Source organism: Aliiroseovarius sp. YM-037 (assembly GCF_048060095.1).
In the GTDB taxonomy this organism is placed as follows: Bacteria; Pseudomonadota; Alphaproteobacteria; order Rhodobacterales; family Rhodobacteraceae; genus JBLUOA01.
In genome coordinates this window covers 1463253-1475791 of record NZ_JBLUOA010000001.1, presented here as the reverse complement: position 1 = coordinate 1475791, position 12539 = coordinate 1463253, and the positions used below count along the sequence as shown (strand labels likewise).

At 59.1% G+C, this 12539-nt stretch carries 12 protein-coding genes; 6 read left to right on the top strand and 6 right to left on the bottom strand.

The annotated features are described in order from the left end of the window. Positions 1 to 14 precede the first annotated feature (14 nt). The 3 genes from coaD to ACEWPJ_RS07260 all read right to left on the bottom strand — a co-directional run bounded on the left by coaD (position 15) and on the right by ACEWPJ_RS07260 (position 1964). Positions 15 to 506 carry a pantetheine-phosphate adenylyltransferase gene (gene coaD, locus ACEWPJ_RS07270; protein ID WP_416512067.1) on the bottom strand — a complete coding sequence of 164 codons (492 nt, stop codon included), beginning with the start codon at positions 504 to 506 and terminating at the stop codon, positions 15 to 17. 75 nt (positions 507 to 581) lie between these two features. Next, a complete protein-coding gene (locus ACEWPJ_RS07265) occupies positions 582 to 1016 on the bottom strand; it encodes a CBS domain-containing protein (protein ID WP_416512066.1) in 435 nt (144 codons plus the stop codon). 57 nt (positions 1017 to 1073) lie between these two features. Further along, entirely contained in the window at positions 1074 to 1964 is an 891-nt protein-coding gene (locus ACEWPJ_RS07260) for a LysR family transcriptional regulator (RefSeq protein ID WP_416512064.1), read from the bottom strand. A gap of 114 nt (positions 1965 to 2078) precedes the next feature. Here ACEWPJ_RS07260 and ACEWPJ_RS07255 point away from each other — a divergent pair, with 114 nt between their 5' ends. From ACEWPJ_RS07255 to mmsB, 6 genes are all read left to right on the top strand, one after another. After that, positions 2079 to 3578, top strand: coding sequence for a CoA-acylating methylmalonate-semialdehyde dehydrogenase (locus tag ACEWPJ_RS07255; RefSeq protein WP_416512062.1), 1500 nt, complete (start codon positions 2079 to 2081; stop codon positions 3576 to 3578). A gap of 98 nt (positions 3579 to 3676) precedes the next feature. Further along, a complete protein-coding gene (locus ACEWPJ_RS07250; RefSeq protein WP_416512061.1) occupies positions 3677 to 4006 on the top strand; it encodes a cupredoxin domain-containing protein in 330 nt (109 codons plus the stop codon). Positions 4007 to 4101: 95 nt separating this feature from the next. Then, a complete protein-coding gene (locus ACEWPJ_RS07245) occupies positions 4102 to 5235 on the top strand; it encodes a carboxylate-amine ligase (protein WP_416512060.1) in 1134 nt (377 codons plus the stop codon). 97 nt (positions 5236 to 5332) lie between these two features. Further along, positions 5333 to 6478 carry an acyl-CoA dehydrogenase family protein gene (locus ACEWPJ_RS07240; RefSeq protein ID WP_416512058.1) on the top strand — a complete coding sequence of 382 codons (1146 nt, stop codon included), beginning with the start codon at positions 5333 to 5335 and terminating at the stop codon, positions 6476 to 6478. After that, a complete protein-coding gene (locus tag ACEWPJ_RS07235; RefSeq protein ID WP_416512056.1) occupies positions 6478 to 7524 on the top strand; it encodes an enoyl-CoA hydratase/isomerase family protein in 1047 nt (348 codons plus the stop codon). Before ACEWPJ_RS07240 ends, ACEWPJ_RS07235 begins: the two co-directional genes overlap by 1 nt. After that, positions 7521 to 8393, top strand: a complete 873-nt coding sequence (gene mmsB / locus ACEWPJ_RS07230) for a 3-hydroxyisobutyrate dehydrogenase (RefSeq protein ID WP_416512054.1) — start codon at positions 7521 to 7523, stop codon at positions 8391 to 8393. The genes ACEWPJ_RS07235 and mmsB overlap by 4 nt, the downstream gene beginning before the upstream one ends. Here the strand turns inward: mmsB and ACEWPJ_RS07225 are convergent. The 3 genes from ACEWPJ_RS07225 to ACEWPJ_RS07215 form a co-directional block, all read right to left on the bottom strand. Next, positions 8390 to 9553: a M20 aminoacylase family protein gene (locus ACEWPJ_RS07225; protein ID WP_416512052.1), complete on the bottom strand. Its 1164-nt coding sequence runs from the start codon at positions 9551 to 9553 to the stop codon at positions 8390 to 8392. The two genes, mmsB and ACEWPJ_RS07225, sit on opposite strands and share 4 nt — an antisense overlap. Before the next feature lie 81 nt (positions 9554 to 9634). Next, on the bottom strand, positions 9635 to 10915 hold the full coding sequence (locus tag ACEWPJ_RS07220; protein WP_416512050.1) for a DUF3422 family protein: 1281 nt from the start codon (positions 10913 to 10915) through the stop codon (positions 9635 to 9637). A 181-nt stretch (positions 10916 to 11096) separates the two neighbouring features. Beyond that, entirely contained in the window at positions 11097 to 12530 is a 1434-nt protein-coding gene (locus tag ACEWPJ_RS07215) for an NAD(P)(+) transhydrogenase (Re/Si-specific) subunit beta (RefSeq protein WP_416512048.1), read from the bottom strand. Positions 12531 to 12539: the final 9 nt, after the last annotated feature.

Here is a 12539-nt window from a genome sequence, read left to right as displayed (position 1 = left end):
TTTTCGTTTACAGATCAGCCGCGCTTATCCGCCAGCGCCTGTTGAACTGCGGGTGTCACGAATTTTGAAACGTCCCCACCAAGGCGGGCGATTTCCTTTACCAGCTTTGACGCAATCGCCTGATGCCGGGCCTCTGCCATCAGGAATACCGTTTCGACGGAACTATCAAGCGCACGGTTCATGCCGACCATCTGGAATTCATACTCAAAATCGCTAACGGCCCGCAGCCCGCGAATGATGACCTGCGCGCCAACATCATTTGCGCAATCGATCAGTAGGTTTTCAAACGGATGGGCAGCTATTTCAGTCCCGGTTTTTTCGCCGAGGTCTGCGCATTCGCTCTCAATCATCGCGACCCGTTCCTCAAGCGAAAACAACGGCCCCTTGTCGCGGTTAATCGCAACGCCAATCACCAAACGATCCACGAGCAGCGCCGCCCGTTCAATGATGTCGAGGTGCCCGCGCGTCACAGGATCGAACGTGCCGGGATAAAGACCAATGCGCATGGCGCTCTCTCTTGTCATGGAAGGCCGCCGGATATCCGGGCGACCGAGGGGAAGTAGATTGGCGTCGCGCGGGGCTTAGTGACCCATAATCATGCCTTGCAAGGCATCCTTTTCCATCGCCAGTTCGGAAAGCTGCGCCTTGACCACGTCGCCCAGCGAAATCAGCCCGACCATTTTGCCATCGCTCAGCACTGGCATGTGGCGGAAACGTCCTTCGGTCATCTGGCCGAGGATCACGTCGATCTTGTCGCCCGGTGCACAAGTCACGAGGTCGGACGTCATCAGTTCATCGACCTTGTCGGACATGCAGGCCGCGCCCCGTTTGCCAAGCTCTCGAACAATGTCACGCTCTGACAGAATACCATCCGCCTTTTCGCCGTCGTTAGACACCACAACCGTCCCGATCTTTCGTTCCGACAAAATCTTGGCTGCATCCGAAACGCTTGTGCCCGGTTCAATGGTTACAACGTCCTGGGTTGCCTTGGATTTCAGGATTTGATGGACGAGCATTCTTGGTCTCCTTGACGTTGTATCTTTTTACCAGCGTTGCGCCTTGCCCCGCGTCTGTCAAGTCAACGCCTCAAGCCGCGACACTTCGCGCCGAATTCCCTGCCCCAACAGGGCTGCAAAGCGGTTCAGGCGCTCAACCCGGCGGTCATCCGAATGGCGCACCAGATAGAATGAGCGGGTTAGCGACACCTGATCCGTCAGAATCCGTTTGATTCCCTCAGCCGACGGAATCGCGAAGTCATGGACAATCGCGACCCCTGCCCCTTGCCGGACGAAGTTGAACTGAACGGAAAACGAATTCGACGCCAATTGCACCCGATCGGTTTTCAGGGCGTCGAGGTAGTCGAGCTCCTTGTCGAAGATCATGTCGGGGATGTAGCCGATCAGCCGGTGCTGTCGAAGGTCCGCGATTGTTTTGATCGGCGGATGCGTTGCCAGATAGCGCTCCGTCGCCGCGAGGTGCAGGTGATAGTCCGACACTTTCTGCACGACGAGGCGCCCGGCCGTCGGCGGAGACACGGTCACGGCCATGTCGGCCTCGCGTTTTGACAGGTTGAACACCCGCGGCAACGCGACGATCTGAACCTCAAGCCCCGGATTATTATCGCAAATTTCGGCGCAGACCTGCGGTAATAGATAGTTCGCGCTGCCATCTGGCGCACCGATCCTGACGGAACCAGTAAGCTGCCCCGCCTGCCCTCGCACCTCCTCCAACCCCAATGTCAGGCTTTGTTCGGCACGGGTCGCGTGGTCGACCAAACGCGATCCAGCATCAGTCAGCGCGTAGCCCTGCGGCGATTTGATGAACAGGGGGGCACCCAGATCATCCTCAAGCCGCGCGATCCGCCGCCCGACCGTTGCCGGGTCGATCTTTAGGCTTTTCCCGGCCCGCGACAGGCTTTCAAATCGCGCGACGGAAAGGAAAATTCGCATGTCATCCCACTGCATCACCGCACCTATATCAACATTTTTGCAAAACCCTTTTGTGAAACTGCCCCTTTTCCACACAAAAATGCAAGTCTATGGTCTGCGCCAAACCGGAAACACAGTCAGGAGGACACAATGGAAGAACTTGGTCATTGGATCGACGGCAAGCGAGTCGCAGGGAAATCCGGACGATTTTCGGATGTTATGAACCCGGCAACGGGTGAGGTGCAGGCGAAACTCGCCCTCGCAACGAAGGAAGAACTGGATGCCGCCGTTGCCTCCGCCGCCAAGGCGCAGGTTGATTGGGCCGCGCAAAACCCCCAGAAGCGTGCCCGCGTGATGATGGCGTTCGTGCAGCTTATCAATCGGGACATGGAAAAACTGGCCGAAGCACTGAGCCGTGAGCATGGCAAAACCATTCCCGATGCGAAAGGCGACGTGCAGCGTGGCCTTGAGGTGATTGAATACTGCATCGGCGCGCCGCAGCTGCTGAAGGGTGAATTCACCGACAGCGCTGGCCCGGGCATCGACATGTATTCGATGAAGCAGCCGCTGGGCGTCGTTGCTGGCATCACGCCGTTCAACTTCCCCGCGATGATCCCACTATGGAAAATGGGCCCTGCCCTATCCTGCGGCAACGCGATGATCCTGAAACCGTCAGAGCGTGACCCGTCCGTTCCGCTGATGCTTGCCGAACTGCTGAAAGAGGCAGGCCTGCCCGATGGTGTTTTGCAGGTCATAAACGGCGACAAGGACTCCGTCGATGCGATCCTTGATAACGAAACGATTCAGGCCGTCGGCTTTGTCGGCTCTAGCCCGATTGCGCAGTATATCTACTCGCGTGGCTGTGCGAATGGCAAACGCGTGCAGTGCTTCGGCGGCGCGAAAAACCACATGATCGTCATGCCTGATGCCGACATGGACCAAGCCGCCGACGCGCTTGTCGGTGCGGGCTATGGCGCGGCGGGCGAACGCTGCATGGCGATTTCGGTTGCGGTGCCGGTTGGTGACGAAACCGCAGACAAGCTGATTGAAAAGCTCGTGCCGCGGATCGAAAAGCTGAAAGTTGGCCCCTACACATCGGGCGACGACGTTGATTACGGCCCGGTCGTCACGGGTGCCGCCAAAGAAAACATCCACCGTCTGGTTCAGTCCGGTGTCGATCAGGGGGCGGAGCTTGTCGTCGATGGCCGCGATTTCAGCCTGCAAGGGTATGAAGACGGCTTTTTCGTCGGCCCGCATCTGTTTGACCGCGTCACCACCGACATGGACATCTACAAGACCGAGATTTTCGGGCCCGTCCTGTCCACGGTCCGCGCCCAGTCTTATGAAGAGGCGCTCGGCTATGCGATGGACCATGAATACGGCAACGGCACCGCGATCTTCACGCGCGATGGCGACACGGCCCGCGATTTTGCCAGCCGGATCAACATCGGCATGGTCGGCATCAACGTTCCGATCCCGGTTCCGCTTGCTTATCACACCTTCGGCGGCTGGAAAAAATCTGGCTTCGGCGATTTGAACCAGCACGGCCCGGATGCGTTCAAGTTCTACACGCGCACCAAAACCGTGACCTCGCGCTGGCCGTCGGGCCTGAAAGAAGGCGGAGAGTTCCACTTCAAAGCGATGGATTGATCACTTGATCTGACAAAAACCTGAAGGACGGCGTGCTTGATCAGCGCGCCGTCTTTGCGCATGATCCTCTGATAGACATTTTACTTGGAGACGCGCCCATGACCATTTCCCGCCGAAACGTGCTCGGCCTTGCGGCCATTGCGCCGCTTGCCCTCACAACGGCCGCCCGCGCTGGCAGCCACGCCGCGCATGAGATCACCGTCGAAGGCTTCGCCTTTTCCCCCGCCGAACTTGACGTGAAAGCCGGCGAAGCAGTGCGTTTCGTGAACAAGGACGCCGCACCACACACGGGAACAGCCGACGCAGGTGGGTTTGATACCGGCACGCTTCAGCCCGGCCAATCGGTAGAGGTTGAAATCCCTGCCGGAGAGCACGCATATGCCTGCAAGTTCCACCCCAACATGAAGGGCGTTATCCGCGCAAGCTGACACGCCCCCGCCCTCACGCGATCCGGATTTCTGCTTGGCCCTCCAGGCCCTTTGTGCTGAACTTGTTAGGCGCGACGCCAGTTGGGAGGCAATAAATGAGTGATGCGGTGCCAGAGTTCACCATCGGCGTGGAAGAAGAATATCTGCTCGTCGACAAGGATAGCTGCGCGCTCGCGAATGCGCCCGAAGCGCTGATGAACAGATGCAAGTCAGAACTTGAAGGCCAGGTCAGCCCCGAATTCCTGAACTGTCAGATCGAAATCGGCACGCAGGTTTGCAGAAACGTCGCCGAGGCGCGCGAGGATCTGAAGAACCTTCGGTCGACCGTCGCGCGGGTCGCGGCGGAGTTTAACCTCGCCCCCATCGCCGCGTCTTGCCACCCGTTCGGCGACTGGAAAGATCAGACCCACACCGACCGAGATCGTTACAACACGCTGCAAAAAGACCTAGCCGGGGTCGCGCGGCGTATGCTGATCTGCGGGATGCACGTTCATGTCGGGATCGACAAAAAAGATCAGCGCATCGATCTGATGAACCAGCTCAGCTATTTTCTGCCGCATCTGCTGGCGCTCTCTTGTTCCTCTCCGTTCTGGCAAGGGCAGGACACGGGGCTGAGCTCCTACCGGCTGACGGTGTTTGACAACCTGCCACGCACCGGCTTGCCGCCTAAACTCGAAGGCTGGGGCGCTTACGAGCGTTCGGTCACCGCGCTGGTTCATCTTGGATTGATGGAGGATAGCAGCAAGATCTGGTGGGACCTGCGCCCCTCAGCCCGGTTCCCAACGATTGAAAACCGAATTTGCGATGTGTCGCCCTTACTTGAAAACACTCTATCGCTCGCCGCGCTGACGCAATGCCTGACGCGAATGCTCTGGCGGTTGCAGCGCCTTAACCAACGCTGGCGGTTGTATGACAACATGCTGATTTCCGAAAACCGCTGGCGTGCGCAGCGCTACGGGGTCGGTGAAGGGTTGATCGACTTCGGCATCCTCGAAATCGTGCCGTTTGAAACCTTGCTGGACGAAATGATCGAACTTGTCGCCGAAGACGCCGAAGCCGTCGAGGCGGTGGCAGAGGTCACTGGAACCCGCTCCATCCTCGGCTCCGGGACAAGCGCCGACCGTCAGCGTGCCGTTTATCAGGAAGCGCGGGACAACGGGCGCGACCACGATGACGCGCTTTGTGCCGTCGTGCGCCATTTGCAGGAGGAGTTCCACGCCGACCTTTGAGGGCAAACCGCCGATCCGGAAAATCTGCTCTTGCAAAACTTCTGCAAGAATTAGTAATTAAACAAGCGTTCAATTCAAGCGGATGGGAGGTTGCCCGATGGATTTTGCCCTCAGCGAGGAACAGACAGCTATTTTCGATATGGCAAAGGCGTTCGGCGAGGAACACATCGCCCCCTTCGCAAAAGACTGGGAACAGCAAGGCACGATCCCGAAAGACCTTTGGCCGAAACTGGCGGAGCTGGGGTTCGGGGGCTTGTATGTTTCTGAAGAAAACGGCGGCTCCGGCCTCACGCGGCTCGACGCAACGCTGGTGTTCGAAGCGCTGAGCATGGCCTGCCCCGCAACAGCCGCCTTCCTGTCGATCCACAATATGTGCGCCGCGATGATCGACCGCTTCGGCAGCGCAGACTTACAGCAAAAATACCTCGCCCCTGCGGTCAGCATGGAAAAGTTCTTTGCCTATTGCCTGACCGAGCCCGGTTCAGGGTCAGACGCGGCAGCGCTGAAGACCAAGGCGATTGAAACCGATCAAGGCTATAGCCTGACGGGGACCAAGGCGTTCATCTCTGGCGGCGGTTATGCGGACGCCTATATCGTGATGTGCCGGACAGGCGACGCGGGACCGAAGGGCATTTCAACCATGATCGTCGATGACGGGTTGGACGGGCTGTCCTTTGGCGGGTTGGAAGACAAGATGGGCTGGCGCGCACAACCGACGCGGCAGGTCCAGATGGACGATTGCAACATCCCCGCCGGCAACCTTCTGGGCGAGGTCGGCAAGGGGTTCACCTACGCGATGGCCGGGCTTGATGGTGGGCGGCTGAATATCTCTGCATGCTCACTGGGTGCGGCGCAAGCGGCGCTTGACGCGACGATGGCCTATATGGGTGAACGCAAGGCGTTTGGCAAAACCATCGACCAGTTCCAAGCGCTTCAATTCCGCCTAGCGGATATGGAAATCGAATTACAGGCCGCCCGCACCTTCCTGCGTCAAGCGGCGTGGAAATACGATACCGGCGCGCCCGACGCGACGAAGTTCTGCGCGATGGCAAAGCGGCTGGTCACGGAAACCGGGTCAAAGATCGTGAACCAATGCCTGCAACTTCATGGCGGCTACGGCTACCTCGCGGACTACGGTATCGAAAAGCTGGTGCGTGACCTTCGGGTCCACGAAATCCTCGAAGGCACCAACGAAGTCATGCGTCTGATCGTGTCGCGGCAATTGCTGGCGGAGCGCGGTTGATGCCCGACATCCATATACGCAAGGCGGGTAAGATCGGGCATATCACGCTTGATCGGCCGAAGGCGCTGAACGCGTTGAGCTATGAGATGTGTCTTGAGATCGAAGCCGCCCTTGATGCATGGCGCGACGACGATCAGGTCGCGATGATCCTGTTCGACGCGAAGGGCGACCGCGCCTTCTGCGCCGGCGGCGATATTGTGGAGATGTATGAGACCGGGCGCGCGGGCGACTACGACTATGGACGCCGCTTTTGGCGCGACGAATACCGGATGAACGCGAAGCTGTTCGAATTTCCGAAACCCGTCGCAAGCCTGATGCAGGGCTTCACCATGGGCGGCGGCGTGGGGGTCGGCTGTCACGGCTCGCACCGCGTCGTGGGGGACAGCAGCCAGATCGCAATGCCCGAATGCGGGATCGGCCTGATCCCCGATGTCGGCGGATCGCTCATCCTGTCGCGGGCGCCGGGACGGCTGGGCGAATACCTTGGGTTGACGGCGGGACGGATGGGTCCGGGTGACGCGATCCTTGCGGGGTTTGCGGATTACTACATCCCTGAGGGAAAATGGCCAGACCTGACCGAGCAGCTGATCGAAACGGGCGATTGGACGTTGATCGATGCCGCAGCCAGTGCTGCGCCTGACAGCCAACTCGCAGCACTCCGCCCGGAAATCGACGAACATTTTGGTGGCGAACGGCTCGGCGATATTGTCCGATCCCTCGAAAACGCAGGCACGGAGTTTGCGGCAAAGGCGTTAAAGACGCTTAACCGAAACTCTCCCCTATCGATGGCCTCCGCGCTTGAGATCATCCATCGGGTGCGCGGGGCAGAGTCGATCCGCCGCGCGCTTGATCACGAATACCGGTTCACCTATCGCGCCGCTGAACATGGCGATTTTGTCGAAGGCATCCGTGCGCAGATTATCGACAAGGATCGCAACCCGAACTGGAAGCACACCGGGCCGGCGGATGTGCCGGCCGCGGACGTCGTTAATATGCTTCTGCCCATTCCGGGCGTAACCTTGGATTTTGAGGGGAACACACCATGAAGATCGGATTCATCGGACTCGGGAACATGGGTGCACCCATGGCGGCCAATCTGGCCGCTGCAGGCCATGAAGTGACGGGGTTCGACCTTGCCGCCCCCTGCCCAGAGGGTGTTGCAAGGGCGGACAGCGCGGCGGACGCGGCAAAAGACGCGGATGTGGTTCTGACGATGCTGCCGAACGGCGACATCCTGCGCGCGGTCGCTGCTGACATCATCCCTGTCATGTCGAAAGGTGCCGTGTTCCTCGACTGCTCAACCGTTGACGTCGAAAGCGCCCGCGCCGTGGCTGAGGATGCGGCAAGCGCGGATCTGTTAGCGGTCGATGCACCCGTCTCTGGCGGGATAGGTGGCGCATCCGCCGGAACGCTGACCTTCATGGCCGGTGGCACCGAGGACGGGTTTGCCAAGGTCGCGCCGCTTTTCGACATCATGGGCCAAAAAGCCGTGCATTGCGGTGCATCCGGTGCCGGGCAAGCCGCGAAGATCTGCAACAACATGATCCTTGGCATCACCATGATCGGCACCTGCGAGGCCTTCGCGCTGGCCGACAAGCTTGGCCTTGATCGGCAAAAGATGTTCGACGTTGTGTCGACCTCCTCCGGCTATAGCTGGGTGATGAATGCCTACTGCCCCGCCCCCGGCGTCGGGCCGCAAAGCCCGGCAGACAATGGCTACAAACCCGGTTTCGCGTCGGAATTGATGCTGAAAGACCTACGGCTCAGCCAGCAGGCCGCCGAGACCGCCGACGCCGACACACCGCTGGGCCAGCACGCCGCCGACCTTTACGCCCAATTCGTTGAAGATGAAGGCGGCGAAGGCACGGACTTCTCCGCCATGCTACCCCGGTTTGAAAAGCGCGGGCGCGATTAGGCGGCGGGCATCCGGCGCTCGACAATCTCGGCCCACCAGCTACAGCCCGCCGGGATCGCTTCGTCGTTGAAGTTATATTCGGGATGGTGAACCGCCGCTGTTTCACCGTTGCCGACCAGAATGTAAGCGCCGGGTCGCTCTTCGAGCATATAGGCGAAGTCCTCGCCGCCCATGATCAACGGCGCGTCGTTGCATTCCCCGGCGACTGTGCTTGCGACATCCGCCGCGAATTCCGTCTGCGCATCGTGGTTCACCATTACTGGATAGCCGCGCATGTAGTTGATCTCGGCCACGCCACCAAAGGCTTGCGCGGTCAGCGTGGTAATTTCGGTCAGGCGATCCTCGGCCATGTCGCGCACCGATTGGCTTAACGTGCGAACGGTGCCCTTCAGAAAGACCTTTTGAGGAATGACATTGAACGCCGTGCTTTCGGTTTCAAACGAGGTAACGGACACGACGACCTGTTCAACCGGGTTCACGCTGCGGCTGGCAATCGTCTGTAGCGACAGCACGATCTGGCTGGCGATCACCGTCGGGTCTATCGTTTCATGGGGTTTCGCGGCGTGCCCGCCCCGCCCTTCCAACGTGATCTCAAACTGATCCGTCGCGGCAAAGAACGCGCCGGGGCGGATGGCAAAGCTTCCGATTGGCTGGCCGGGCCAATTGTGCATCCCGTAGACTTCCTGAATGCCGAACCGTTCCATCAGCCCGTCTTCGCACATTTCGCGTCCGCCGCCGCCGCCTTCTTCGGCAGGCTGAAAGATGACGACACAGGTGCCGTCAAAATTTCGCGTCTCCGCCAGATACTTTGCCGCGCCGAGCAACATTGCCGTGTGGCCGTCGTGCCCGCAGGCGTGCATCTTACCGACATTTTTTGAGGCATAATCAAGCCCCGTCGCCTCAACAATCGGCAGCGCGTCCATGTCGGCCCGCAGACCGATGACTTTGCCAGAAGCGTTAGACGCCCCGTGGATCACACCGACAACACCGGTGCGTCCAATCCCGGTGACGATTTCATCGCAACCGAAATCCGTCAGCTTGCGTTCAACAAAAGCCGCGGTTTCGTGGGTATCAAACAACAGTTCCGGGTTCTGATGCAGGTGCCGACGCCATTCGGTGATTTCATCGTGAAGCTCAGCAAAACGGTTTTTGACGGGCATGTGTGAATCCCCAGTTGATATGTCGATTACTGTGTCAGGCGATGCTTAGCACCTCGCCAAGACAGCTACCAACGCAATCCGCTAAAAGACGGATTTGCGTATCTGGCGCACAATCGCCCAGACGCCGAATATCACCAATGGTGTGAGGCCTGCCATCAACCACGGCTTTTCGATGCCCAACCTAGTTGCCATCGGCAGCGCGACGTTGGTCAACAGATTGACGGCGTAGTAGCTGATCGCGACAACCGACAAACCTTCGACCGTCTTTTGCAATCGCAGCTGCCGATCGGCCCGCTGGTTCATACTCTCGAGCAATTGCTGGTTTTGCGCCGACCGCTCAACATCTACTCTTGTTCGCAGCAACTCGCCTGCGCGGGTTGCCCTCGCCGCCATCTCACGAAGTCGCTCCTTCGTGGATTGAACCGTTCGCATTGCGGGATCAAATCGGCGCATCATGAACTCTGCAAAGGTCTGGCGACCTTCGAACCGATCCTCACGCAATATATCGATGCGCTGGTTCACGATGGCCTCGTAGGCTTTCGTTGCGCCGAACCGGAAAGTGGACTGCGCCAACAGCTTTTCAAGCTCGGAAGATATCTTCAGAAGCGACTTCAACGTGACGTCCGGGCTGGATATCTCGTGGCACATATCGTCAAGCAGTCCGGCCAACTCTCCGTCAATTTCATTCATCCGACTCTGCATGCCACGGGCGCGCTGAAAGCCGAGCATCGCCATCGTCTTGTAGGTCTCGACTTCGCACACGCGCTGCACGATGCGCCCGATGCGCCGCATGCCGATCCCGGGTTCGACAAAGACAGCAAAGCGGGCGTGGCCCGCGTCATCTATACGAAAATCTCCGGCGATGGTCGCTGACTGACCCAGCACGTGACTAACAGCGAGGCTTTCAGGCACGAACCAGTTATGCAGGTTCTGATGGAGCGTATCGTTAGCCGGCATCATGTCGATGTGGATCAGCGCGGATGTCATCCGCTCTCCGGGTGCGTCGGACAACCAGCTAGATGGAAAAACCTCGAATGCCGCCGGATCAAAGGGCCGCGCACCCAGCCCATTGCAGAACACCGTATAGGTCACGAATTCGCTGTGGCTTTCCCATTTCAACTGGTTCCGCCCGATCTGACCGTAGAAATGCGTTGCGTCTGCCGGCGGGCTTTGCACGCCATGCCGCTCCAGAAGCGCGTTCAGATGCGCATGATCGGCAGACCGATCCCGATGGGCAGCACCGTTCGAACGCTTGATCGCCAGATAGATCGCATGGCTCGGCGCACCCTGAGACGGAAACGGGCGGGCGTGAAGCTCATTCGCGAGCTGATAGCGCAACGGGTGGTCCTTGATCGGGCTCATCGGCACTCTCCAGATTTCGCGCCAACGTAGCGAGATTTAATCGGGAGTAAACGGAAAAATTGCCACATTTCAATAAGTTGTGTGAACACAATCGCATACCGAACGGGATCACAAGCAGTCCGAAACGAAAAACGCCCCGCAGACTTGATCCGCGGGGCGTTTGACTGTGATCGCGTGTGGCCTAGTCGATCAGCGACAACAGCTTGTTCACACTGTCCTTGGCGTCGCCATAGAACATCCGGGTGTTTTCCTTGTAGAACAACGGGTTCTCGATCCCCGAATACCCTGTGCCCTGCCCGCGTTTGGAAACAAACACCTGCTTGGCTTTCCAGCATTCCAGCACCGGCATCCCCGCGATGGGGCTGTTGGGGTCGTCCTGTGCCGCCGGGTTCACAATGTCATTGGACCCGATGACGATGGCGACATCCGTATCGGGGAAGTCATCGTTAATCTCGTCCATCTCAAGCACGATGTCGTAGGGCACCTTGGCCTCGGCCAGCAGCACGTTCATGTGGCCGGGCAAACGTCCGGCGACCGGGTGGATCGCAAACCGCACGTTCTTGCCCTTGTCGCGCAACTTGCGGGTCAACTCGCTGACCGCCTGTTGCGCCTGTGCGACGGCCATCCCGTAGCCAGGGATGATGACAACGCTGTCGGCTTCATTCAGCGCCGCAGCAACACCGTCGGCGTCGATTGCGATTTGCTCGCCCTCGACCTCCATCGCTGGGCCGGTTGTGTTGCCGAACCCGCCGAGGATGACACTCACAAAGTGCCGGTTCATCGCCTTACACATGATGTAGGACAGGATCGCACCGGAGGAGCCGACAAGCGCGCCGACAACAATCAGCAAATCGTTACCAAGCGAGAAGCCGATCGCCGCAGCCGCCCACCCCGAGTAGGAGTTCAGCATCGACACGACCACCGGCATATCGGCGCCGCCGATGCCCATGATCAGATGATAACCGATGAATAGCGCAGCAAGCGTCATCAGGAACAGCGGGAAGAAACCCCCGGTGTTGAAATACCAGAACAGGCAGATCAGCGAGATGATCGCCGCGGCGAGGTTCAGCATATGCCCGCCCGGCAACTTAGTCGCCGCACTCGTGAGCTTGCCAGCGAGCTTACCGAAGGCCACGACAGAGCCGGTGAAGGTGATTGCCCCGATAAAGATTCCGAGGAACAGTTCGACCTTCAGGATCGCCAGTTCGGCGCCGTTCTTGTGCGCAAGAACGGCGGCAAATCCCTCAAGCGCTTGGCGCGCCTCTTCGTTCATCGCGCCGACGCGGACCATTTCGAAATGGGCGTTAAAGCCGACAAAGACCGCCGCCAAACCGACGAGGGAATGCATTGCCGCCACAAGCTGCGGCATCTCGGTCATTTGCACGCGCTGCGCCACATTGATGCCGATGAAACCACCGGCCGCGATCAGCAGCAACGATAGCAGCCAAAAGCCCGAACCGGGGCCAATCAGCGTCGCAAGAACCGCAAGGCCCATTCCGACGATGCCGTACCACACGGCACGCTTTGCGCTTTCTTGACCCGAAAGGCCACCAAGCGACAGGATGAATAGAACAGCCGCGACAACATAAGCGGCAGTTGTGAAACCAGATTCCATTGCTTCGGC